The organism is uncultured Desulfobulbus sp. (assembly GCF_963662935.2).
Classification (GTDB): Bacteria; Desulfobacterota; Desulfobulbia; order Desulfobulbales; family Desulfobulbaceae; genus Desulfobulbus.
In genome coordinates this window covers 1,532,685-1,555,974 of the sequence record NZ_CAXXTL010000002.1, presented here as the reverse complement: position 1 = coordinate 1,555,974, position 23,290 = coordinate 1,532,685, and the positions used below count along the sequence as shown (strand labels likewise).

At 53.3% G+C, this 23,290-nt stretch carries 27 protein-coding genes; 13 read left to right on the top strand and 14 right to left on the bottom strand.

The genetic code is table 11. The features are described 5' to 3' along the window. The first annotated feature begins 1 nt into the window (after position 1). Together hisC and cmk are read left to right on the top strand one after the other, a co-directional pair. Positions 2-1,120 carry a histidinol-phosphate transaminase gene (gene hisC / locus ACHZCX_RS11210; RefSeq protein ID WP_319587314.1) on the top strand — a complete coding sequence of 373 codons (1,119 nt, stop codon included), beginning with the start codon at positions 2-4 and terminating at the stop codon, positions 1,118-1,120. Next, positions 1,107-1,805 (top strand): (d)CMP kinase, encoded by a 699-nt coding sequence (cmk, locus tag ACHZCX_RS11205; protein ID WP_319587313.1) that lies wholly within the window; start codon positions 1,107-1,109, stop codon positions 1,803-1,805. Before hisC ends, cmk begins: the two co-directional genes overlap by 14 nt. Positions 1,806-1,863: 58 nt before the next feature. On the opposite strand, the gene ACHZCX_RS11200 is transcribed toward cmk, so the two are convergent. From ACHZCX_RS11200 to ACHZCX_RS11170, 7 genes are all read right to left on the bottom strand, one after another. Further along, positions 1,864-3,081, bottom strand: coding sequence for a flavodoxin domain-containing protein (locus ACHZCX_RS11200; RefSeq protein ID WP_319587312.1), 1,218 nt, complete (start codon positions 3,079-3,081; stop codon positions 1,864-1,866). Positions 3,082-3,109: 28 nt separating this feature from the next. After that, a complete protein-coding gene (locus ACHZCX_RS11195) occupies positions 3,110-3,457 on the bottom strand; it encodes a cytoplasmic protein (RefSeq protein WP_319587311.1) in 348 nt (115 codons plus the stop codon). 238 nt (positions 3,458-3,695) lie between these two features. Further along, positions 3,696-3,854, bottom strand: coding sequence for a rubredoxin (gene rd / locus ACHZCX_RS11190; protein ID WP_319587310.1), 159 nt, complete (start codon positions 3,852-3,854; stop codon positions 3,696-3,698). Between the two features lie 27 nt (positions 3,855-3,881). After that, positions 3,882-4,256 carry a desulfoferrodoxin gene (locus ACHZCX_RS11185; protein WP_319587309.1) on the bottom strand — a complete coding sequence of 125 codons (375 nt, stop codon included), beginning with the start codon at positions 4,254-4,256 and terminating at the stop codon, positions 3,882-3,884. Positions 4,257-4,423: 167 nt separating this feature from the next. Beyond that, a complete protein-coding gene (locus tag ACHZCX_RS11180) occupies positions 4,424-5,017 on the bottom strand; it encodes a peroxiredoxin (RefSeq protein WP_319587308.1) in 594 nt (197 codons plus the stop codon). Between the two features lie 54 nt (positions 5,018-5,071). Next, a complete protein-coding gene (locus ACHZCX_RS11175; protein WP_319587307.1) occupies positions 5,072-5,725 on the bottom strand; it encodes a transcriptional repressor in 654 nt (217 codons plus the stop codon). A gap of 211 nt (positions 5,726-5,936) precedes the next feature. Further along, a complete protein-coding gene (locus tag ACHZCX_RS11170; protein ID WP_319587306.1) occupies positions 5,937-6,542 on the bottom strand; it encodes an OmpA family protein in 606 nt (201 codons plus the stop codon). A gap of 221 nt (positions 6,543-6,763) precedes the next feature. Here ACHZCX_RS11170 and ACHZCX_RS11165 point away from each other — a divergent pair, with 221 nt between their 5' ends. The 9 genes from ACHZCX_RS11165 (at position 6,764) to ACHZCX_RS11125 (ending at position 14,719) form a co-directional block, all read left to right on the top strand. Continuing rightward, on the top strand, positions 6,764-7,498 hold the full coding sequence (locus tag ACHZCX_RS11165) for a basic amino acid ABC transporter substrate-binding protein (protein WP_319587305.1): 735 nt from the start codon (positions 6,764-6,766) through the stop codon (positions 7,496-7,498). A 75-nt stretch (positions 7,499-7,573) separates the two neighbouring features. Further along, positions 7,574-8,362, top strand: a complete 789-nt coding sequence (locus ACHZCX_RS11160; protein ID WP_319587304.1) for an amino acid ABC transporter permease — start codon at positions 7,574-7,576, stop codon at positions 8,360-8,362. Next, positions 8,349-9,104 carry an amino acid ABC transporter ATP-binding protein gene (locus ACHZCX_RS11155; protein WP_319587303.1) on the top strand — a complete coding sequence of 252 codons (756 nt, stop codon included), beginning with the start codon at positions 8,349-8,351 and terminating at the stop codon, positions 9,102-9,104. The genes ACHZCX_RS11160 and ACHZCX_RS11155 overlap by 14 nt, the downstream gene beginning before the upstream one ends. Further along, positions 9,101-9,565: a hypothetical protein gene (locus ACHZCX_RS11150; protein WP_319587302.1), complete on the top strand. Its 465-nt coding sequence runs from the start codon at positions 9,101-9,103 to the stop codon at positions 9,563-9,565. Before ACHZCX_RS11155 ends, ACHZCX_RS11150 begins: the two co-directional genes overlap by 4 nt. A gap of 174 nt (positions 9,566-9,739) precedes the next feature. Continuing rightward, on the top strand, positions 9,740-11,401 hold the full coding sequence (locus ACHZCX_RS11145) for a CTP synthase (protein WP_319587301.1): 1,662 nt from the start codon (positions 9,740-9,742) through the stop codon (positions 11,399-11,401). Between the two features lies 1 nt (position 11,402). Next, positions 11,403-12,251, top strand: a complete 849-nt coding sequence (kdsA, locus tag ACHZCX_RS11140; RefSeq protein WP_319587300.1) for a 3-deoxy-8-phosphooctulonate synthase — start codon at positions 11,403-11,405, stop codon at positions 12,249-12,251. Further along, entirely contained in the window at positions 12,244-12,885 is a 642-nt protein-coding gene (locus ACHZCX_RS11135; RefSeq protein WP_319587299.1) for an HAD-IIIA family hydrolase, read from the top strand. The genes kdsA and ACHZCX_RS11135 overlap by 8 nt, the downstream gene beginning before the upstream one ends. After that, positions 12,882-13,451 (top strand): LPS export ABC transporter periplasmic protein LptC, encoded by a 570-nt coding sequence (gene lptC / locus ACHZCX_RS11130; RefSeq protein ID WP_319587298.1) that lies wholly within the window; start codon positions 12,882-12,884, stop codon positions 13,449-13,451. The genes ACHZCX_RS11135 and lptC overlap by 4 nt, the downstream gene beginning before the upstream one ends. Before the next feature lie 44 nt (positions 13,452-13,495). After that, positions 13,496-14,719: an LL-diaminopimelate aminotransferase gene (locus ACHZCX_RS11125; RefSeq protein WP_319587297.1), complete on the top strand. Its 1,224-nt coding sequence runs from the start codon at positions 13,496-13,498 to the stop codon at positions 14,717-14,719. A gap of 981 nt (positions 14,720-15,700) precedes the next feature. Here ACHZCX_RS11125 and ACHZCX_RS11120 read toward each other — a convergent pair. The 7 genes from ACHZCX_RS11120 to ACHZCX_RS11090 all read right to left on the bottom strand — a co-directional run bounded on the left by ACHZCX_RS11120 (position 15,701) and on the right by ACHZCX_RS11090 (position 21,592). Then, a complete protein-coding gene (locus ACHZCX_RS11120; RefSeq protein WP_319587296.1) occupies positions 15,701-16,270 on the bottom strand; it encodes a DUF3011 domain-containing protein in 570 nt (189 codons plus the stop codon). A gap of 308 nt (positions 16,271-16,578) precedes the next feature. After that, a complete protein-coding gene (locus ACHZCX_RS11115) occupies positions 16,579-16,884 on the bottom strand; it encodes a hypothetical protein (protein WP_319587295.1) in 306 nt (101 codons plus the stop codon). A 60-nt stretch (positions 16,885-16,944) separates the two neighbouring features. Further along, positions 16,945-17,748 (bottom strand): amidohydrolase family protein, encoded by an 804-nt coding sequence (locus tag ACHZCX_RS11110; protein WP_319587294.1) that lies wholly within the window; start codon positions 17,746-17,748, stop codon positions 16,945-16,947. A gap of 373 nt (positions 17,749-18,121) precedes the next feature. After that, entirely contained in the window at positions 18,122-19,009 is an 888-nt protein-coding gene (locus ACHZCX_RS11105) for a formylglycine-generating enzyme family protein (protein ID WP_319587293.1), read from the bottom strand. Between the two features lie 32 nt (positions 19,010-19,041). Next, entirely contained in the window at positions 19,042-19,770 is a 729-nt protein-coding gene (locus ACHZCX_RS11100; RefSeq protein WP_319587292.1) for a GDSL-type esterase/lipase family protein, read from the bottom strand. A 320-nt stretch (positions 19,771-20,090) separates the two neighbouring features. Further along, positions 20,091-20,777 carry a PEP-CTERM sorting domain-containing protein gene (locus ACHZCX_RS11095; protein ID WP_319587291.1) on the bottom strand — a complete coding sequence of 229 codons (687 nt, stop codon included), beginning with the start codon at positions 20,775-20,777 and terminating at the stop codon, positions 20,091-20,093. Between the two features lie 71 nt (positions 20,778-20,848). Continuing rightward, positions 20,849-21,592 carry a hypothetical protein gene (locus ACHZCX_RS11090; RefSeq protein WP_319587290.1) on the bottom strand — a complete coding sequence of 248 codons (744 nt, stop codon included), beginning with the start codon at positions 21,590-21,592 and terminating at the stop codon, positions 20,849-20,851. Between the two features lie 54 nt (positions 21,593-21,646). Here ACHZCX_RS11090 and ACHZCX_RS11085 point away from each other — a divergent pair, with 54 nt between their 5' ends. Together ACHZCX_RS11085 and ACHZCX_RS11080 are read left to right on the top strand one after the other, a co-directional pair. Then, positions 21,647-21,973 carry a transposase gene (locus tag ACHZCX_RS11085; RefSeq protein WP_319585208.1) on the top strand — a complete coding sequence of 109 codons (327 nt, stop codon included), beginning with the start codon at positions 21,647-21,649 and terminating at the stop codon, positions 21,971-21,973. Between the two features lie 74 nt (positions 21,974-22,047). Then, on the top strand, positions 22,048-22,989 hold the full coding sequence (locus ACHZCX_RS11080) for an IS3 family transposase (RefSeq protein ID WP_319585209.1): 942 nt from the start codon (positions 22,048-22,050) through the stop codon (positions 22,987-22,989). Positions 22,990-23,290: the final 301 nt, after the last annotated feature.

Sequence of the window (23,290 nt, the reverse complement as noted above, 5' to 3'; positions counted from 1 at the left end):
TATGCAACTCCCCGTCCCCCAACACATCAAAGCCATAGTCCCCTATCCCCCCGGCAAACCCATGGATGAGCTGGAGCGGGAATACGGAATCACCAATGCCATTAAACTGGCCTCGAATGAAAATCCTTGGGGTCCTTCACCCAAGGCGGTTGCCGCCATCGGCACTATGCTGCACACCCTCCACCGCTATCCCGACGGCTCCAGCTATTACCTCACCGAGGCTGTGGCACGCTGGATCGGCTCGGCGCCGGAGGAAATTGTGCTCGGTAACGGCTCCAACGAGGTGATTGAGTTTCTGGTCAAGGCCTTTGTCGGCACCGGTGATGCGGTCATCACCAGTCACCCCTCCTTTCTGATGTACCAGAAGTTTGTCCAGGTGCGCGGGGGCGAAAATGTGATCATCCCTCTCAAGGCGATGCACCATGATCTTGCGGCGATCAGTGCGGCTGTGACCGAGCGGACCCGGCTGATTTTCATCGATAACCCGAACAATCCCACCGGTACCCTCATTGGCAAGGCAACTTTTGATAGCTTCTTGGCCGACCTGCCGCAGTCGGTGATCGTCGTTGTCGACGAAGCCTATGTCGATTTTGTCGATCCGGCCGAGCGTATCGATATCCTAGGCTATATCCGCCAACCGGAGCAGATCCCGGCGGTGGTGAGTCTGCGCACTTTTTCCAAGGCCTTCGGTCTGGCGGGATTAAGAATTGGTTTTGGGGTCATGCATCGGGATGTGGCCGCCCTGCTCCACAGGGTCCGGCAGCCGTTTAATATTAACCTGCCGGCTCAAGCTGGTGCGCTTGCAGCCTTGGACGATACGGCGCATTATGACCACACCTTGCAGGCCACCGCTGAGGGCAGGGTTTGGCTGAGTGAAGCGGTGACAGGGCTCGGCTGCATCCCCTATCCTTCCCACACCAATTTTTTCCTGATCGATGTCCAGGGCGACGCCACCAGATTGTACGAGGCTATGCTCTACAAGGGGGTCATCGTCCGTTCGATGAAGGCCTACGGCTATCCGGATTTCATACGGATCACAGTGGGCACGGTCGAGGAAAACCAGCGGTTCGTTGCCGCCTTGAGCGAATGTCTGCGGGATTTGGGCTATGAGCGTGTGTAAACGGATCGTCACCATCGACGGTCCCTCCGGAGGGGGTAAGTCCACGGTTTCACGGATGTTGGCAGCTCAACTTCACTTCACCTACCTTGACACTGGGGCGATGTATCGCGCTGTGGCCTATCAATGCCGGGAAAAAGACATAGATCTCGGTGAGAGTGGCCAACTGGAGGCCTTGCTGGCCGCAATTCGTATCGAACTGTTGCCGCCGGAAGCGGGTGAGGACGATGTCCGGGTGCTGGTCGATGGCCAGGATGTGGGGAGGAATTTGCGCACCCCGGAGATGGGCATGTTGGCTTCAAAGGTCTCGGTCCTCCCTCTGGTGAGAGCCAGTCTGACCCGGTTGCAGCAGCAGATCGGCGCAAGCGGCCAGATTGTGGCCGAAGGACGCGATACCGGCACCGTGGTCTTTCCCGATGCCGCCTGGAAATTTTTCCTTGATGCCAGCTCGCAGGTCCGGGCCCATCGCCGGGCGGAGCAATTGCGGAGTAAGGGCGAGATGGTGGACGAGCAGCAACTACTGGCTCAGATCATTCAGCGGGACAAGGACGACCGGGAACGGACCATCGCCCCGCTCAAGGCCGCATCCGATGCCCTGACCATCGATTCTACCGGCCTTCAGGTCGAAGAGGTGGTGCGTTTGATGTACGAGAAAATTTTGCTCTCCTCCTGCTGCCGGGAGGAATAAAAAAAAAACCGGCATTCCACCTTGGGATGCCGGGCCAGTCAATACAATCACCAACGCATCAGACCACCGATTCGATCTTCTCTCCGGCCAGCAAGGCCTGCATCGCTTTGCCCACTGTCCGTCCCAGTTCCACGCACTCGCCTAATTGGGCATGCTCGGGCACATACTGCACCTTCAGGCCTTTGTGACAGAGGATAATGTTCATATCCTTCAGGACCTCATTCATCATCTTGACCGCCTCGCCAGACCATCCGTAGGAGCCAAAGGACGCGCCGACCTTGTTGGTGGGCCGCAACCCGCGCATATACATCAGAAAATCAGCCATCCTGGGCAGCATGCCGTTGTTGAGGGTCGATGATCCGAGCACAATGGCGCTGGACTCCAACACATCGGTCATGACGTCGCTGCGATGGTTGACCTGCAGGTCGAGCAACTTGTACTCGACCCCCTGCTCGTGCAACCCTTCGGCAATAGCCTTGGCCATCATCTTGGTCGAATCCCACATGGTGTCATAGATAACCAGCGCTTTACCGTTGCCTTGATGGACACACCAACGGGAGTAGGCCTCGATGATCTTGCCGGGATTGCTGCGCCAGATCACGCCGTGATCAGGGGCTAGCATCTTGATCGGCAATTGCATCTCCTGTACCTGAGCCAGCAGCTTTTTCACCAGCGGCGAGTAGAGGGTGAGGATGTTAGCGTAATATTTGGCAGCCTCGTGCATCAGCACATCCTGATTGACCTCGTCGTCGAACCGTTCGCTGGTGGCCAAATGTTCGCCGAAGGCATCGCTGGTGAACAGGATCTGGTCTTCCTTGAGATAGGTGAACATCGAATCCGGCCAGTGTAGCATTCGGGTCTCAAGAAAATTCAGGGTGCGCTTGCCCAGGCTCAGTTCTTCGCCGGGAGTGACCACATGATAGGGCCAGTCCGGACGGTGAAAATGCTGTAACAGCGCCTTGTGCCCCATTTTCGAACAGATCACCTTTTCCGGATTGATGGCTTCGATCATCTCAGGCAAGGCACCGGAGTGGTCCATTTCGACATGGTTGACCACCAGGTAATCGATCTTTTTCGGATCGATGATGTTGTGGATCCGGTGCATCAACTCGCTCTTGTACGGTTTTTTCACTGTATCGATCAGAGTGATTTTTTCGTCGATAATGAGGTAGGCATTGTAGGTGGTGCCGTTGATCGAGTAGCCGTGAAAATCACGGGTAATCCAGTCGACGGCGCCTACCCAGTAGACGTTTTCCGCCAGTTCAATTGTTTTCATACAACAATCCTCCTGCATACAGTGCAGTTTAAAAGGTGAGTAGAGTGTAGCCTTTCTCTATAAAATCCGACATGGCAGGGTGACCGGCCATCTCGCCGATCAGCGGGAGGCCCTCCTGCGCTAAGGTGTCGGTTACATGCAGTTTATTGGAACAAGCGCGGCAGGCCCCGAGAATGAGTCCCTGCTCTTTCGCCTTGCTGTAAAGGGGGTGAAGAAAATGAGCGGGATCGGCCATAAGCGGAACCAGGGTGACCGCTTCGCCTTCAAGAACGATTTTGCCTTCCATGCCTTTCTTGGCCATATCAAGGCTATTAAGCAGCACATGGACAAAACAGAGGGGATTATCGCGAAAAGCAAAAAAAATGATTTTATTCATCAAGTTGACCTCGGATGTTAGGCGTGAACGAAAGCGGTCGTGAAGAGGATCGGTCTGCTGGAGTATCCATTGCGAGTGTAGCAGCGGGATTGGGGAAGGCGTTGGGTGGTTGAACGGGACGACCGTGTGCTGTCGTCAGCGGGTTTCGATCCCGGCGACCCGGGAAGGGCCGTCAAATTACAGTCGCACGCGACAAACATCCTCCACCCCGAAGTGTCCGGAGTGGAGGATGTTTTATTTAGGACTCCTCAAACTGATCTTTGCCAGCTCCGCAGACCGGACAGGTCCAATCATCGGGGATATCTTCAAAAGCGGTACCGGGTGCTACCCCATTGTCAGGATCGCCTGCAGCGGGATCATATTCATAGGCACAGACAACACAGGTGTATTTTTTCATCTTGTTTCCTCTCTTGATTCGATTGAATCAGGCTTTCCACAAGCCGTGAAGGTTGCAATACTCACGGGCGGAAACTTGGTCCGCCTTGATGCAGAAGGTTGCTTCGGGGGCCTCGCCGGGATTGAGATTCTGGCGATAAACCTTGCCGTCAGCAATCAGTTCAATAAATTCGATCCAGTGTTTTTCTTCCATGGGATGGGCCACCGCACCGACAGCAACCTTATACCCCTCAGCCACCTTGGTGATCACCGGCACATGTTTTTCCTTCGCGGCATCGACGGTGTTTTCGGTCATCAGGGCCATTCCTTGGCCGCAACAGACCAGTTCTCCGGCGCCGGCATGAAGGACTTCGACAATATTGCCGCAGAGCGCGCATTTGTACACTTCGTTTTTCTTAGTCATAGTCTATTCTCCTCGTAGATTGATTGAATCTTTGGGGGAGCGAGAATCTCGTTTGGATTCCCGCCCTGTGACCGGCATAAACTAGGCCAAACAATAAACCATCTTGTTCGGCTCGGAAAGGGCCAAATTGTCCTTTTTCCCTGTTTTGTCCGGAAGTTCGTGTCGGATCAATTGTTGTGTTTGGTGAGATATTCGGCAACACCGGCGGCGGTCGGCGTCATCGCCTCTTTGCCTTCTGTCCAGTTGGCCGGACAGACGTCGCCGTGTTGTTCATGGAACTGCAGGGCGTCAACCATGCGCAAGGCCTCGTCAATATTGCGTCCCAAGGGCAGGTCATTGACCACCGCGTGGCGTACAGTTCCTTCGCGATCGATGAGAAAGCTGCCGCGCAGGGCGATGCCTGCATCAAGGAGGACACCGTATTGGCGGCTAATGCTTTTGTCGAGATCGGCCACCAGCGGATACTGAATCTCGCCGATGCCGCCCTGTTTGACCGGGGTATTCTTCCAGGCCCAGTGGGAGAATTGCGAATCGATGGAGACGCCGATGATTTCGCAGTTCTTAGCCTTGAAGGCAGCCAGGGCCTTGTCAAAGGCCAGAATTTCGGAGGGGCAGACAAAGGTGAAATCCAGGGGGTAGAAAAAGAGGATGACGTATTTGCCCCGGTAATCGGACAGTTTGAAATCCGGTTTCATGGAATTGTCCGGCATGACAGCCGTTGCCGTGAAATCCGGCGCCTGTTTAGTCACTAAAAAACTCATTGAATTGCCTCCTTAGAGGGAGTTAGCGTTGTTGGGTTCAAATTTTCCATTCTTTCATCCAAGCATGTCTTTGCCTTGCGCGGTGATTTCGTATTTGCACCGGGCAGGACTACTGACATAGCCCTTATTCTTGAGTGCGGTGATCTGGCAACTGATTTGCTTAGCCTCCAGGCCGGTGGTGGCAGCCAGCTCTTTGCTGCCACAGGCATCGGGACTTTGCGCCAAGGCCTCGAGCACTTGTCGCTGGGTATCACTAAGAGCGGTGGTTCCACATGATGTACAAGCCATTGTGCGTTCTCCTGTTTTTGTAGGGACTTCGAGTTGTTGCTGACATTTCGGACAAAGACCAAAAAACTCAATCCTGCGTCCGGTAATCCGGTATCCTTTTTCCTGTGTCGGTTCGAGATGCGGGGCTGTGTCGCCTGGAGGCGAAATATTGTCAACCCGCTGGCACTTGGTGCAAAAGACGTGGTCATGCTCACCTGGGTCCCAATCGAACCGTTTTTGCCGACCGCTGATCTCCAGTTTTTTGATGAACCCTGCCTCGGAAAGGATTTCCAGATTCCGGTACACCGTTGCTAAACTGATTCGCGGGAATTTTTTTTTGATCCGTTCGTATAACTCGTCCGCTGTCGGATGCGTCTTGCTCCGGTTCAACTCGCTAATGATGATCTCGCGTTGATGGGTCATGCGCAGGTATTTGTTCATGGTCACCCTTGTGAAAAATTTTCCTAAAAGTATTTGAGAATCATTCGCATGTCAAGGAAAAGTACAGGAGTTACGCACGAGAGGGGGCTTATTGGATAAGAGAGAGGGAGGTGTAAACTATCTAGGAGAGGGAGGAGGGAAGTGAAGCAAACGGGTCGAAGAACAACGGGTCAACCCTCTTCCGGTTGACCCGTTGTTGCCAACAGGGGGGTTATTCGAGGATGAAGTCGTCGCGCCGGTTTTGGGCGAAGTCGTCTTCGTTTTGGCCGTTGAACAATGGACGTTCCTCGCCGTAACTGACAGTGCGAATGCGGCCTTCTTCTATGCCGAACTCCTTGAGGTAGGACTTGGCGCTCATCGCGCGGCGTTCGCCCAAGGCCAGGTTATATTCATTGGTGCCGCGCATGTCGGTGTTGCCCTCGATCAGCACCCGGGCTGAACCATTATTCTTCAGGTAGCCGCCATTGTGCTCCATGCTCGGAATCTGATCACCTTTGATTTTGGACTGATCATAATCAAAATAGATCGGTTTAAACTCAAGTGAGGAACGGCCGTGCTCGCGTTTGTAGGCGTCGCTTTGCTGGTCAGCGTCTCCAGAGAGGCTGCCGCTTCCTCCTCGCCCCGTGGAGTTGAGTCCCTCTGTTCCCGGACTGGTCTCCTCGGTGATGTTGCCCATACGGTTGGCATCCGCATTGCTGTCGGAGGAGCCGGTTCCGCCGCCAGCATAGGGGGAAACCGGTTTGGGACCGCATCCTCCCAAAAATAAAACAGTGCAGGTCAGCGTTGTAGCAAGGAAAAGACGGGTAAATGTGTTCATGAGTCAGCCTCGCGTGAAGGGTGAAGGGCATTGAAGAAAATACTGTCGATGTATACCTGTAACCGGGCGATAACGTCAAGAAAAACCTAAATTTGTCCTGTTTCCCCGGAAGGCTCGCCAACAGAGGGAGAGCTTTCCCCTCCCACCTTTTTCTTGCTAGCTGTGTCTTGGGATGGTAGATGGAGAAAATTCTACCATCACTCTAATTTACGGAGAAATGTATGCTGCATAAAATAGTTGCCGCTTGGGTGCTGCTGGTTGCTCTGTGTGGACCGGTTGCCGCCGAAACAACCATCGTTTTCGCCACTGATGCCACCTGGCCTCCCATGGAGTTCGTCAACGATCAAAAACAGGTGGTTGGCTATTCCATTGCTTTCATGACTGCGGCGGGCAAGGAAGCAGGATTTACTCCGGTTTTTAAAAACACCGCCTGGGACGGGATTTTTGCCGGGCTGGAAGCGAAGAAATATGATGCCATTGTCAGCTCCGTTTCCATCACCGACGAGCGGAAAAAGAAAATGGATTTCAGCGAGCCGTATTTTACCGTTCGCCAGGCCTTGATTGTTGACAAGACCTCGACCGCGAAAAGCCTTGCTGACCTGAAGGGGCAGAAGGTGGGGGGGCAGATCGGCACCACCGGTTATTTTGCCATCAAGGCAGCAGCTGGAGTGGAGGCCAAATCCTATGATGAGGTTGGCCTGGCCATGGAGGACTTGCATGTCGGCCGGATTACCGCCGTGGTGTGCGACGATCCGGTTGCCGCTAACTATGCCCTGGATAAGTACAAGGATAAACTGAAAATTGCTGCGATTATCGAATCCGGCGAGGCTGAGAATTATGGCGTGGCCGTCAACAAGGGCAACGCCGCGACCCTGGCCCTGATCAACAAGGGTATTGCCGCGGTCAAGGCCAAGGGGCTGGATAAGGACCTCAAGGTACAATGGATCGGCCAATAAGCGCCGGTTCCGATCCTCCGATTGCCGGGCCTTTGGGTCCGGCTTTTTTTATCCAATCCTCAGGACGGGATGCCCATGTCTGAATCTGGAATCACCAAAATCGATGTCGGCGACGGCGCGGCCATCCCGAACCCGGATGATAAAGGACTGGTTTCCGCCTGGTGGATCGCCCTGATCGGGGCCATCGGCCTGCTCATCTTCCTGCCATGGTTCAAGCCCGATCCCTACCTCAACATCCTTCGTTTTATTCCCGATGGAATCGTCATCACCTTCGAGGTCACGGTTTTATCGATTTCATTGGCGATTGTCATCGGGCTCTTGACCGGCTTGGGACGGATTTCCAGCAACCGGTTCATCAACCTGACTGCCTCCCTCTATGTGGAGGTGGTTCGCGGCATTCCGCTCCTGGTGCAGCTCTTTTACATCTATTACGCCCTGGGGCGTTTTGTCCGGGTGCCGGATCTGTTGGCGGCGGTGATTGCCATGTCCTTTTGTTACGGGGCCTACATGGGCGAGGTGTTTCGCGCCGGTATCAAGTCCATCGATCATGGTCAGACGGAAGCCGCGCTTTCGCTCGGTTTTAACCATCGCCAGACCATGGCCTATGTCATCCTCCCCCAGGCCTGGCGGACCATTTTGCCGCCGGTGGGCAACGAGTTCATCGCCCTGCTCAAGGATACCTCCTTGGTCTCAATCCTGGCGGTGGCCGATATCCTGCGGCGCGGCCGGGAATACGCCTCGGAAAGTTTCAACTATTTCGAAACCTACACCATGATCGCCCTGATCTATCTTCTGATCACCCTCATTTTGTCCAAACTCATCAGCATCATGGAACACAGGTTGAGCCATTATGAACGCCGCTGATCCGATCATCCGTCTGCACCGCATTAACAAGTTCTTCGGCTCCTTCAAGGCGCTTTCCGATGTCAGCCTCGACATCAGGGCCGGCGAAAAAGTGGTGGTTTTGGGACCCTCCGGCTCGGGAAAATCCACCCTGCTGCGCACCATCAACCGGCTGGAATCCATTGATTCCGGGACCATTGTCGTCGACGGCCACAACCTTTACAGCGAGGGCGAGGACATCAATCGGATTCGCATGGAGGTGGGCATGGTCTTCCAGAGCTTCAACCTCTTTCGCCATAAATCGGTGCTGGAAAACCTCACCCTGGCGCCGATCAAGTTAAAAAAAATGGGTCGTGGCCAAGCGGAAATCCTGGCTCTGGCCCTGCTCGACAAGGTGGGGATGCGCGACCGGGCCAGCCACTACCCAATTCAGCTCTCCGGCGGTCAGCAGCAGCGGGTGGCCATTGCCCGCGCTTTGGCTATGGAACCGAAGATCATGCTCTTCGACGAGCCAACCTCGGCCCTGGATCCGGAGATGATCAACGAAGTGCTGGAGGTTATGATCACCCTGGCGCGGGAGGGTATGACCATGGTGGTGGTCACCCATGAGATGGGTTTTGCCCGCGAGGTGGCCGACAAGGTGGTCTTTATGGATGCAGGGGCTATCGTTGAAGTCGCTCCGCCCCGTGAGTTTTTTACCAGTCCGCAAAACCCCCGCAGTCAACTCTTCCTTAAACAAATACTCGCTCCCGCCACACGATGATGGATATCACCAACAATCCGATAGACATGGTCACTTCCCTGCTGGAAACGCATGAGCACGGCAGCGAGGGCTATAAGCCTTTGGTGGATTTCGAAAAGTGGCGAGTGGCCATTCTCAACTACAGCCCCGACCTGCGGCCGGAACACCTCACCCGGATGCAGCGCCACAATGAGACCGACGAGGTTTTTGTCCTGCTCCAGGGGCGTTGCATTCTTTTTGTCGGCGAAGGGGACGAAACGGTCACCCGGTTTCATGCCGAGGAGCTCCAAACTGGCCGGGTGTATAACGTCAAGCAGGCGGTCTGGCACACTCACACCCTCAGTCCGGATGCCAAGGTTCTGGTGGTGGAAAACTGCGACACCACCTACGACAATTCGCCCTTCATCCCCTTGACCCCGAAGCAGCACCTGGACCTGATCAACCAGACTAAGTCGTTGTGGAGTTGGCCAAAAAATCCCTGACATTCTTCGCTAAAATTTTCTCTTTTGTATAAAAATCAAAAGATTATGTGCGGATCTTTTGCAGCGGCCGGACTTGTCAAGCCGGGGCCGATCGGGTATATTTTTTACCCGACCACATCAAAGGCAGTGCTGCTGCCTCCCTCTTTTTCCCCCTCGCCACAAAGGTAACGGTATATGAAGGCTTCCCTGAGCAAAAAAACCAAGTTCATTTTTATTACCGGCGGCGTCCTTTCCTCACTGGGCAAGGGGCTTTCCGCCGCCTCCATCGGCACCTTGCTTGAATCCCGGGGCCTGACCGTCACCTTCCAGAAGCTTGACCCCTACATCAATGTCGATCCCGGCACCATGAACCCCTTTCAGCACGGTGAGGTCTACGTCACCAACGACGGGGCCGAAACCGACCTGGACATGGGCCATTATGAGCGGTTCACCAACGCGGTCATGGGCAAGCAGAACAATTACACTTCCGGCCGGATCTATTACTCGGTGATCATGAAGGAGCGGCGTGGCGAATATCTGGGCGGCACGGTCCAGGTCATTCCCCACATCACCGACGAGATTAAAGAGGCGGTGGTCCAGTTGGACGGCAGCGCCGATGTCGCGATCATCGAGATCGGCGGCACGGTGGGCGACATAGAGGGACTGCCCTTTATCGAGGCCATCCGCCAGCTTCGCATCGATCTGGGCCGGGAATACACACTGTTCATTCACCTGACCCTGGTGCCCTACATCAAGACCGCCGGCGAGGTCAAGACCAAGCCAACCCAGCATTCGGTCAAGGAGCTGCGGGCCTCGGGCATCCAGCCCGACATCCTCATGTGCCGGACCGAAGCGCCGCTCACTGACGAACTGAAGAAAAAAATCGCCCTCTTCTGCAACGTAGAAGCCAATGCGGTCATCTCGGCCGTGGATGTCGAGAGTATCTACGAGCTGCCGCTCAGGCTCCGGCAGGAGGGAGTTGATGACCGCATCCTCGAAAAATTGGGGATCTGGACCGGGTCGCCGAACGTCGAACCCTGGGAACAGCTGGTGCGCCGAATCAAGAACCCCAAGGGGACGGTGACCATCGGTATTACCGGCAAGTATGTCGATCTGACCGAATCGTACAAGAGTCTGCACGAGGCCCTGATCCACGGCGGCTTTGCCAACGAGACCAAAGTTAACTTACAGTACATCAGCGCTGACGGTCTTGAAGACGGAACCGACCTGGAGAAGCTCGACAACTGCGACGCCATCCTGGTTCCCGGCGGTTTCGGCAGCCGTGGCATGGAGGGCAAGATTCGGGCTGTGACCTATGCCCGCGAGCGCAAAATCCCCTTCTTCGGTATCTGTCTGGGCATGCAGTTGGCGGTGGTCGAGTTCGCCCGCAACATCGCCGGGATCGAGGGGGCCCATTCGGTGGAGTTCAATCCGGTTACACCCCATCCTGTGATCTACCTGATGACCGAATGGTTTGATTTCCGCACCGGTAAGATCGAGAAGCGCGACCAGCATTCCGACATGGGCGGCACCCTGCGGCTCGGGGCCTATCCCTGCGTCCTTAAGCCGGGTACCTTTGCCGCCACCGCCTACGGTCAAGAGGAGATCAGCGAGCGGCACCGCCACCGCTACGAGTTCAACAACACCTATCGTCAACAGTTGGAAGAGGCGGGCCTGATCGTCAGCGGCGCCTCGCCCGATGGCACCCTGGTGGAGATCATTGAGTTGGCCGATCATCCCTGGTTCCTCGGCTGCCAATTCCACCCGGAATTCCAGTCCAAGCCGATGAAGCCGCATCCTCTGTTCCGCGACTTCATCAAAGCGGCCATCGCCCATAAAAAAAGAAGCAAGGCCTGAAATGATTAAAACCGTCGAACTGAACCCCACCCCCTGTGGCCCAATCACCATCGGGCCCGGTGCGCCGCTGCTGCTCATGGCAGGTCCGTGTGTGCTGGAGAGCGGCGATCTCGCCTGGGAAATTGCCCGGGAGATGAAGGCGATAACCGCCCGCTTGGGCATCTCTTACGTGTTCAAGGCCTCCTTTGACAAGGCCAACCGCACCTCGCTCAACTCCTTTCGCGGGCCGGGGGCTGAAAAGGGGCTGCGCATTCTCGGCCGCCTGCGCGAAGAGGTCGGCGTGCCGGTTGTTTCCGATATTCATGAACCGGCCCAGGCCGAGATGGCCGCCGATTACCTCGATATCCTGCAGATCCCTGCCTTTCTCTGCCGCCAGACCGATCTCTTGGTTGCCGCCGCCCGCACCGGCAAGGTGGTCAACGTCAAGAAGGGACAGTTTGTCTCACCCTGGGACATGGAATATGCGGTCAACAAGTTGCGCGGCGCCGGCAGCGAGCGTATCCTGCTGACCGAGCGCGGTTCCAGTTTTGGCTACAACAACCTGGTAGTCGATATGCGATCCCTGCCGGTAATGCGGTCCTTCGGCTATCCGGTGATCTATGATGCCACCCATTCGGTGCAACTGCCCGGCGGCGCCGGCGGCAGCTCCGGCGGCCAGCGTGAGTTCATTCCGGCCCTGTCCCGGGCTGCGATGGCGGTGGGGATCGATGGTCTGTTCATCGAGGTCCATCCGGACCCGAGCAAGGCCCTCTGCGATGGGCCCAACTCCCTGCCGCTCGCCGAGGTGGAACCGCTGCTCAAGCAATTGCTGGCTGTGCGGCAGGCGGTCGCCGGGGTCATCGATGTCTGACCAGAACTGCGGCCTACCGGGGGGCGCGTATCCCACCGATTGCGAACTGACCGAGGCCCTGCGCAATAGGGCCATGGTCCGCAACCAGCCACTGGTACGCAGTGAGGCCTGGACGATCGCCCTGCCCCGGGCACGGCATGTCAAACTGCTGCTGCTTGATGTCGACGGCGTCCTTACCGACGGCAGCATCACCTATCTCTCCGGCGGAGGCGAGGCCAAGAGTTTCAACACCCAGGATGGCCTGGGGATTAAACTGCTGCAGGAAAGCGGCGTGGCGGTCGGCATCATCACCGCCCGCAGCTCCGAGGCCGTGGAGCGCCGTGCCCAAGATCTCAAATTTGCCTATGTCTTTCAAGGCAAGCAGGACAAACTGACCGTGTACGAATCCATTCTCAAGGAAACCGGCCTGCGACCACCTCAGACCGCCTACATGGGCGACGACCTGATGGATCTGCCGATCCTCAACCGGGTCGGTTTTGCCGTTGCTCCGGCCAACGCCGTGGCCGAGGTACGACAGCGGATCCATTACACCACCGAACGCGGTGGCGGCCGGGGAGCAGTTCGCGAGATTTGCGATCTGATTCTCGAGGCCCAGGGCAATCTGGAACGGATGCGAGCCAAGTTCGACCGATGATCAACAATCCCCGCAATCTCCTCTGGATGGTTCCTTTGCTGCTTTTTGCCACCAGTCCCCTGTGGCAGGGGCCGGTGAGCGCCTTCCTCGCCCCTCGAGGCGGCTATAATCCGAAACTGGCGCAGCTGCAGGAGGAGACGCCTCTGCAGAATTTCCTCATGGAGTCGGTGGCCATCACCATGACCTCGAACGGCATGGAGGAGTGGCAGATCGATGCCGAGCGGGCGTACACCGGCGACCGCGAACATGAGATCGAGATGGAAGAGGTCAGCGCCATGTACATCGGCACAGAGAAGGAGCCGATCAATATCGAAAGCCGTAAAGGGACCTATCTCATCGACAAGCGGCACCTGGTGCTCACCGACCATGTCAAAGTGAGCAAGCCGATGAAGCAGCAGGTGCTGCTCTCCGAGCGGCTCGAGTACGACGACGCCGACAAGATGCTGGTCAGTCCGGGCAAGGTTACGATCCAGTCTCCCAAGATGAAGCTGAACGCCGGTCGCATGGACTATGATTTTTCCACCGAAGGCTACGATTTCAGCAACCGGGTCAAGGTCAACCTCTAACTCCCGCAGGAATCCGGCGGGTTTCCCCATTGAAGGAACGAGTCATGTTGAAAGTGAATGAGCATTATCTGAAATTGCAGGCCTCTTACCTTTTTTCCGATATCGCCAAACGGGTGACAGCCTTCCAGGCCACCAATCCGGAGCGTGAGGTGATCAAGCTGGGCATTGGCGATGTCACCAATCCGTTGCCTGACGCCTGCATCAAGGCCATGCATAAGGCGGTGGACGAGATGGCCACTACCAGCAGTTTTCGCGGCTATGGCCCGGAACAGGGGTATGATTTTCTCCGGGAGGCGATTGCCAAGAATGATTTTCAGGCGCGCGGCGCGGAGATCCAAGCCGACGAGGTCTTTGTCTCCGACGGAGCCAAATGCGACACCGGCAACATCCAGGAACTGTTCGCCACCGATGCTAAAATCGCCCTCCCCGACCCCGTCTACCCGGTTTATCTCGATACCAATGTCATGGCAGGGCGCACCGGCCAGTTCAAGGACGGGCGCTACGAGGGGCTTGTCTATCTCGAATCGACCAAGGCCAACAACTATGTCCCCGACCTGCCCAAGGAGCCGGTGGACCTGATCTATCTCTGCTTCCCCAACAACCCCACCGGATCGACCATCACCAAGCAGCAGCTCAAGGTCTGGGTCGATTTTGCCCGCGATTCCAAGGCGCTGATCCTCTTTGACGCCGCCTACGAGGCCTTTATCCGCGACCCGGAGTTGCCGCACTCCATCTATGAGATCGAAGGCGCCCGCGAGGTGGCGATCGAGTTCCGCAGCTATTCCAAGAGTGCTGGCTTCACCGGCACCCGCTGCGCCTATACAGTGGTGCCCAAGGAGTGCATGGCCTACGACAGCAAGGGCGGCAAGCAGGCCATCCACCCGCTGTGGAACCGGCGGCACTGCACCAAATTTAACGGCGTTTCCTATCCGGTGCAGCGCGCCGCCGAGGCGGTTTACTCGCCCGAGGGCAAGGCCCAGTGCACGGCCCTGATCGACGGGTACTTAGCCAATGCCAAGATCATCGGCAAGGCGATAGCCGAATTGGGGTACAGTTATGTCGGCGGCGACAATGCCCCCTACATCTGGATTGAGGGACAGCGGGATTCCTGGGAGTTCTTCGATCTGCTCTTGAACAAGGCCGGGGTGGTCTGCACGCCGGGGGCGGGATTCGGCAAATGCGGCCAGGGGTATATTCGCCTTTCGGCGTTTAACTCCGAGGCGAATGTGGTCAAGGCGATGGCGCGGATTCGGGAGGCGTTGGGTTAAGAAGCCGAACGAGCACTGAATGTTCTTCCGCTCATCGCGGGTCGTTGGGTTTCCTCCTGCGCAGAATCGAGTACGCAGGAAACTATTTTGGGGAAGTTACCGCTTCCCCATTGCGGCCTGGTAAGCCGCTAAAGGTGAGGCCCTTGAGGATGGAGTTGGAATGGTTACGCAGCCACCGTGCGTAATCAGGTGAGTAAATCATTCCAACGCTACCCAATAGACAAGCCTTGCTGCCGTTCAAGGATATTCGCGGTAATCCGAGAGCTAGTCCCTGGCACGGGACGATAAACTAACCCAAGTTAATTCCTTGGGCCGGCCCGAGGTTTGATTTAATGGTGCTATCATGCTCACAATCAAACTCTCGAAAATTGAGATTACAATAGATGTTGCTGCAATATTGAGGAGCATAGCTTTTCTTTTATCCGCAGTTGCTCTGCTGTAATCTACTTTTACCGGTCTTGGTTGTATGGAGCAATCATGCCAAGACCGGGTTTTTCATAAAATGGCTCAACCCAAGAAGCTAATAAACCGGACCAGAACTCACCGCGTTCTGAAATCTGGAAAATCTCGGTCACCGTTGTACACAAGTGTCTGGAGTTTTGGAGACATAATACCTATTACTTAGAAAAAACTAGCTGAACTTACTTCGAATTTGATTATCAATTGTGCCGGAAGGGAAAGAGTTTCTGTTTGAAACATCTTTCGTTGTTTCTTGGAACAGATGAAATAATTCCAGGCAATCCCTGCGGGTTTCCCATTTTTTTCCTTGTGTGCCCAAAAAAAGAACCCGCCGTGTGCGCCTGCGCCACACCGCTGCGAAAAGGTGGCCCAACCGCTGAGATGACCCCGTTCATCCTAGTCCGAAACCGGCGGGGCAACAAGAAATCTTCTCGAAGTAGCCTGGATACAGCGCAGCGGAATCCGGGGTCATTGCTCAGTGGGAAAGGGCCCCGGCAGTCGCAATGGCTGGTACGAGTCCGATCAATCAATCGAGAAAACCGCTCTACAGCCTCTCGTGACCCAGATGCCGCCACCATCCCAACCCCACGTCTCGCCAAAATTACAGGGCTTTTTGGAGAGCTGACGCACAATATTCACCTGGGCATGGCGCAAAGGGGCCCGACAGTAATTGTCATGAGGGTCATGCGATTCACAGGTGATTGTCCGAGGCGGCCCCCCCCTGCGATAGTCTTCACGAGGCCCGTACTCACGATCACCGTACCCGCCGCCATAATACTCAGGGCGAAAGTCTTCCGTCTCAAATCGTGCCCGACATCCTCTCGTCACCCAGATGCCATTCCGATCATATCCCCAGCTCTTTCCCTCGTAGCAGCCGGCTTTACTGAGCTGTCTGGTGAGTCGAACCCCGCCTCTGGTGTCTGCCGGACAGAATTGGGTTCCTCCACCCGATTCACAGGTGACGGTTCGGGCATCAACCACGGCGCAGGTCGCCAGCAAGGCGAATCCCGCAACAAGCATCATGAATATTTTTTGATGGCGGCCCCGGCCAGTTTCCCGGCCCTGTAACGAATCGTTTTGATAGGTGATCATATCACAGAATCCTCCCGTTGCAGTTGTAAGTACTACCCGTTGTTGCTCTCAATGAGTAAAATTGTATCTGTTTCAAGCGGTGAGAACAAACGGAAAAATATGGACGGTAAAAACGGCTGGATTTGAAGGGGGGAATCGCGAAAGATTCAACGGGGTGCTGCCCATGAAAGGTAGTTTGAGAGAGCCCGTCGATGCCATCATTCCCGTCGGTCCTCTGTTTGCGAGGAGAGAATTCGTCGTTTGGGAACGGTTTCCCGGGTGACCGCAAGGGCAGGGAAAAGGTTGGAGGGTTTGAGCGAAACTCGCCTTTACCGCCCGGATGCGCTGCTTTCCAGGCGATATCCTTTGGAGAACATGCATTGTTCGAAGACTTTTTCCTGCGTAATTGTTCGTTCCAAACCTTGTCCTGCCTCATAGGCATAGGGATCCTGGTACGTTGCCTTGGCAGCTTCCCGTTTGCATCGGGCGGTATCCTGATCGAACTCGGCTTGATTCAATCCCCTCTTGGCCCATTGCCGTTGCTGGGCGCACCCGACCAAGGTCAAGGGGGCCAGCAGGGCCAATACTCCTAAGGCAATGATGGTTCTTTGCACGAGAATCCGTCCCTTTTTCATCCAACACCTCTCTGATCTTTGTGTCGTTGATTGTTTCCTGGGCACACCAAGGCGTCCAGCTCAGGAGCCCGCAGAACCCAGCAGTCTGCGGGCATTGCCGCCGACGATCTGCTCGAAGAGGGGCTCCGGTAGACCGAGTTTGGCCAGCATCTTGAGGGTGGTGGCCTGATCGGTCCAGGGGGAATCGGTTCCGAACAGCAGATACTCCGAAGGGTGGGAGAGCAGGATATCCCGGATTCTTTTTTGATCTAGGAAATCGAGGGCAAAGGAGAGTTCCATGTAGATGGGCTCACCGGTGAGCAGCGTGCGCACATCCGCCCATTCATCCCATCCGCCCAGATGGGTCGCGATCAGTTTGAGCTTGGGGAACTGCCGGCAGGCCTCGAGAATCCGCTGTGGATCGGCCTTGCGGATGCGGGGAAAGGCGATGTCGTACCCGGCGTGGATCACCAGGATCGTTCCCAGCTGGCTCATTTTTTCGTACAATTCGTTCAGCTGCGGATCATCGAGAAAATAATCCTGGTAGTAGGAGTGCATCTTGATCCCCTTGAAACCTTCGTCGTGGACCGTCTGCAGATGCTCAAGCAGGAGGGGATCGTTGGGATGAAGCGAGGGAAAGGGTACGATCCGCTCCGAGCGGATTTCCTTGGACCATTCGAGGATGGGGGCGAACTGCTCCGGACGAGTGGCGATCGAACAGAGCACTGATTGCTCGATACCGGCCCGATCCATGGAGGCAAGCAAACCAGCCACTGTTCCGTCGAGATAGGCCTTGATTCCACCCTCTTTTTCCAAGGAGGGGATGGCAACCTTGGCGACGGGATCGGGAAAGGCATGGGTGTGGATGTCGATGTAACCGGCCATGGAAGCTCCTTGTTCTCTTTCTACAACATAGATGGTGGAATTCAGTATATCAGAAATTACGAAAGAGCAACCGGGATTGTTCTATGTTTGGAGGGGAATCAAAATTGAGGGTTGAGTATTGCTGGTACTAGTGCGCCAAGCAAGGATGCTCATAAAAATTTACCTATTTACAATTCGTTACATAGGGTTCCGGAAGAGATCAAGCGAAAGTACTTTGAGCTGGGAAGAATTGATATGAGTATCCTGTTTTAATTGCCATAAACATTGGTGTTGCTGGTACCAGCGCAGCACCAAGGGTGGTCGAGAAGGCCGCGAGGTGGATGCAGTCATCTTTGACACAGGGCAGATTGTTTTTTTGGTAAAATTCGAATATCTATCTATTTAGACGGCGGTTGATGTTTATCTTCATCCGCAATGCAAAATAAACAACCATCCGATTTAGAACCCGAATCCTCACTGAATCCCATTTCCTTGAAGGAGCAACAGTTCTGAAACCAATACCGACGCTCGCCCGCCCTAAACAATTTGAATGTCGGCAAGATGCCCTTAATGCCTCTACAGGAAAGATATATGATCCTCCACGAAAAACAGAATCACTCGACATTGATATTGGACCCCCCACATCACAATTTGGGGCCTTTTCATAATAATGCTTGTCACTGGCATCAACACACCAATCCCAGGCGTTGCCAGCCATATCCATAACACCGTAAAATGAGGCTCCTTGCGGAAAAGAGCCTACAGGGGTGGTCCCCTTCAAAGAACCATCATAATATCTAGCACGAACAACTCCCAGGTCAGAGGGAGGCTCGTTTCCCCATGGGTACTGACGACCATCTGTACCTCTAGCTGCTTTTTCCCACTCAGCCTCAGTTGGCAGACGAAAATACCTTTTCTCCTTCTTAGAACGCCAGGAGCAGTATGCTAAAGCATCTCTTACTGTCACTAAGACAACCGGATGGTCACCTTTTTGTTCATTTGAAGAATGTGGTCCAAATGGATGACGCCAATTAGCCCCTTTGACCAATTGAAATTCACCATTCACTAGAGTATCACCTTCGTCATCAATTTCTGCTGTCGTCAGAAAATTCGTCTCCTCACAGAACTTGCAAAACTTTTTATTTGTTACCATGTGTTTATCAATATAAAAATCATTGACCCACACTTTGTGGCGAGGCTTCTCCCGATCATCAGTGCTGCTATCATCAGAACCCATTTCGAAAACACCTTCTCGCACCAGTACCATTTCGCTATCCAACATTATGATCACCTAACTCAAGCTTTGACTAACCACTATATTCGAAAGTGGACTTTCAGGATAATTTCTTTAAGCTCTTGTATCCATATGGAGTTACCTACCCCATTTAGATGTACTCCGTCACCTTCATGGTATTCTTTTCTGAGATTGCCGGAAGCGTCTACGAGTTTTTGGTTTGGGTCAACAAATGTACATTTCGGACCCTGAGCTTTGCAAATGGTTTCCAGACCGTTATTCAATTCCAAGATTCGTCTGTTTTTGCCTATAAGGTCATCGCGAACGTGCTCATCAATAGATACTACTGCGCTGAACACAACGGGAAGATGTGGTGGAACTGCCTGAAGAATTGCGGAATAGTTCTTAAGGATTTCCTCATTGTCTCTACGTTTAATGTCATTTCCCCCTATCGCAATAACACACATGCTTGCCCGTTTAAGGGATTGATATTTTGGCAATCTCTTAAGCAAACCAATTGTTGTATCGGTGCCGATCCCAAAATTAACTGATGGGTTAACAACTGCGGAAACGCAAAGACCTTGGATGCTACTATCTCCCAAAAAGATGGCAGTTCCGTTCGGGACATTTGCGTCAATTCGCTCATAAAATTTTATTGTTTGTTCATAATGTTGTGTTATCTCTGGATCATTATGCCTAATAAATCCAAATCGGTATCCAACGCGAGTGATAAAGTCAGACTTTACCAGCATGAGAATCAATAAGAGGTGTAGGGAGATGAGGTATCCTATAAAAAATATCTTTTGCATCTCGATAACCTCTGTCGGTCCAACAGTAGTGTTAGGCCAATTTTCGCTACAAATAACCGGCCTGGAATTTAATGAGGAGATACATGGCAAGCAGTACATTGGCCAAGCATGTCAACAACACAAGCATTTTGTACATTTCCTGTTTGATTTAAGATTTTCATTATATCAGGCAGAAGTGCAAATTTACAAAATGAAGCTTAAGGTCCTCGATAAAAACAGCTGGCTATTTAATACCACCTCAAAAAAACAAACTTCCATGCAAGAAATAAGAAAGGCAGAGCCGTGAAGCCCTGCCTCTCAATTTCTATTTTTCGGAAAAATTAATTTCGCCTTCTCCTGCCTGCTGCTGCAAGTCCAGCTAAACCAGTGCCAAAGAGGAGCATGGTTGTGGGTTCAGGGACAGGGTTGGTAGATGTTTGCTGTAACACCCATTGATGTTCAGGCAAGTACCCCGGTATATCGTCTTTATATGATCTGGCCGCCATGAATATTGGTTGCCCTAGAGGTGTGAGTTCATTCCCGACCCATTTGCCTATTCCGTCCTCCGTAGTGGTTGTTGTTAACCCGTAACCGAAATAGGAGGCCATATCTCGGTCATACGTTCGTATACTCCACGACGTTATAGCACCTTCGTGCATCGTTATCTCTATATCCCCACCATTGCCGCCCACCGTTGATGATAAAAAATTTGATCCAGATTGTAACGACCATGATGTGATCAGTCCTGGATAACCATTCAACATCGAGTTCCATTGTATTACACCAGTATATCCTTCTGTTACTGTATTGGCGAAGATCACTGTGGCTGATAGATAGGAACCTAACGATTCAATGTTACCTCCAGATTCAATCTCATTTCCGTAATTACCTTGATACATATACGAATAATAATTATAGGATGGTCCAGTATAGGTGTAAGTAAGCGCACTTGCCGGTGTCGGTTGATGGATTGAGAAAATTGATATGAATAATAAAGAAGTGTAAATACATCTTAATAGCAAGTTCATCCTTTCCCCTTCTTTTTAAAATTTCTAGTAACTGTTCAGCATGATTTGCTGCCTGCAATTATGCCATAAAATCAGGCCCTTTGCCTTGAAAGAGCAATGTTATTCAACGTGCCGGTGTTGCGCAGCCCGCCGTCGTTGTCCAGCGTGCCGGAGTTATTCAGCGTGCCAGAGTTAAACGAAGGGATGTCGAAGTGGTTGATCAGCCTGCCGAAGAAATTGTTGTTCAGCGTGCCGGAGTTGTCTAGCCAGCTGTTCCAAGAGCTACTGTTCAGCGCGCCGAAGTTTTCGAGCGTGCCGGTGTTGTGCATCCGGCCGAAGTTGTTCAGCGTGCTGTAGTTATTCAGCGTGCCAGAGTTGTCCAGAACGGCGCCCATGTCGGCGTGATTCAACGTACCGTAGTTATTCAGCGTGCCGGAGTTATACAGCTCGGCGAATGGCGAGTTGTTCAGCGTCCCGAAGTTTTCGAGCGTGCCGGTGTTGTACATCTTTGTATCGTCGACATTGTTGTTATACGTGCCTACGTTATCCAGCAAACCATAGTTACTAAGCACGCCGCTGTTGTTCAACACCCCGCCAGCATTGTTGTTCAGCATCCCATAGTCCCACAGGTTACCTGTATTTTCCACAACCCCAGAATTGAGGAGTTGGCCACCTTGCTCAATGGTGCAGTCTCCACCATTCGTCATCGTGTCACCAACAAAAACGGAAACCGTTTCACCAGAGCCAACATTCTGAGGGCAATATGCAGCCGCATTGGTTGTAGTCAATGTCGCGGTAACGGTGCCTATGACCAAGGCAAATCGAATAGCATTCACAATTGTCTTGGTTCAACGGGAATAGGACTTTTGAGCTGTTCATGATAAACCATTATGAACGGAGGAAAGTCCATGCGAAAGAAACGTCACAACTACAGCCCTGAAGAGAAGGTAATCATCCTCAAGCGCCACCTGGTTGGCCGGGAAACGGTATCGGATCTCTGCGATGAATACCAACTGCAGCCGAATACATTCTACGGTTGGCAAAAGCAGTTTTTCGAAAAGGGAGCTGCTGCTTTTGCCCTAGAAAACAAAGACTCCAAGAAGGTACAAGAACAACGAATCCATCAGCTTGAAGATAAATTACGTCGGAAACACGAGGTTCTTTCCGAGTTACTGGAGGAGCATATCCAGTTAAAAAAAGAACTTGGGGAGCTCTGAATGGTAGCTGGGTTCCTCATGATACACGTGATACCGTTGTTGATTTCAGCAAGCATTGGAGCAAGAAAGCTGAAGTGGCCCTGCAAGAGATCATCGCTTGGCTGGCCGTTTCCAGGAGCAAGTTTTATGCATGGATCAAGCGGTACGGCAAGGCCAACGAACATAATGGGCTGATCCCCCGGGATTTCTGGCTTGAACCTTGGGAACGGGCAGCGATCGTCAATTTTGCTGTCAACAATTCCCTTGAGGGGTATCGGCGGTTGACGTTTATGCTACTGGATCAGGACATCGTTGCCGTCAGCCCCAGCAGCACCTGGCGAGTTCTAGGCCAGGCAGGGTTGCTGCAGAAATGGAACCGGAAGAAAAGCCTCAAGGGCACCGGCTTTGTGCAACCGCTCAGGCCCCATGACCATTGGCATGTGGACATTTCTTATATCAACATCTGCGGCACATTTTATTATTTGTGCAGCATTCTCGATGGATGCAGTCGTTTCATTGTCCACTGGGAGATCAGGGAACAGATGACGGAAATGGATGTGGAGATCATCCTGCAACGCGCCAAGGAGCACTTTCCCGAAGCCCGGCCAAGGATCATTTCAGATAACGGGCCACAATTTATTGCCAAGGATTTCAAAGAATTCATCCGTATCTCGGGAATGACGCATGTGCGGACATCGCCATATTATCCGCAGTCCAACGGCAAATTGGAACGGTTCCACGCAACCATCAAGGGGGAATGTATTCGTCCCGGTGTCCCGCTTTCCCTTGACGATGCCCGAAGAATGGTTGAAGGGTTTATCCATCACTACAACAACGTCAGGTTGCACAGCGCCATCGGATATATCGCGCCGATGGACAAATTGAACGGCAGAGAACAGGAAATATTCAAAGAGCGAGACAAAAAACTGGAAAAAGCCCGGGAACTGAGAAAGAAAAAACGACTTCGTGCCTACGGGCCAATCACCCCAAGGGGAGATAATACGGCTCCCCATAACCCCTTAATGCAAACAGCTTGAATGTCCATTTCCAACTGAGGCGGAACACAATCCGATAACATATCCTCATAATTTTGCTCCTTAACAAATATTCGTTGGTTGACAGAGATAAAACTCGCCGAGCATTTCGATATATGTGATATTTAGCTGTATGTGCAAGCAACTAACGCACCATTATTGTCGAAATATCAGGATGTTGCGGGGGGGCAAGTCATGGTGCCACCAGGTGGCACTTCCATGATCAGGAGCTTGCTAGAATTACACACATTGCTGATACATTGAACAGGCAAAGCGCTTACGCTTTAATTTTCTGTCAAAATAT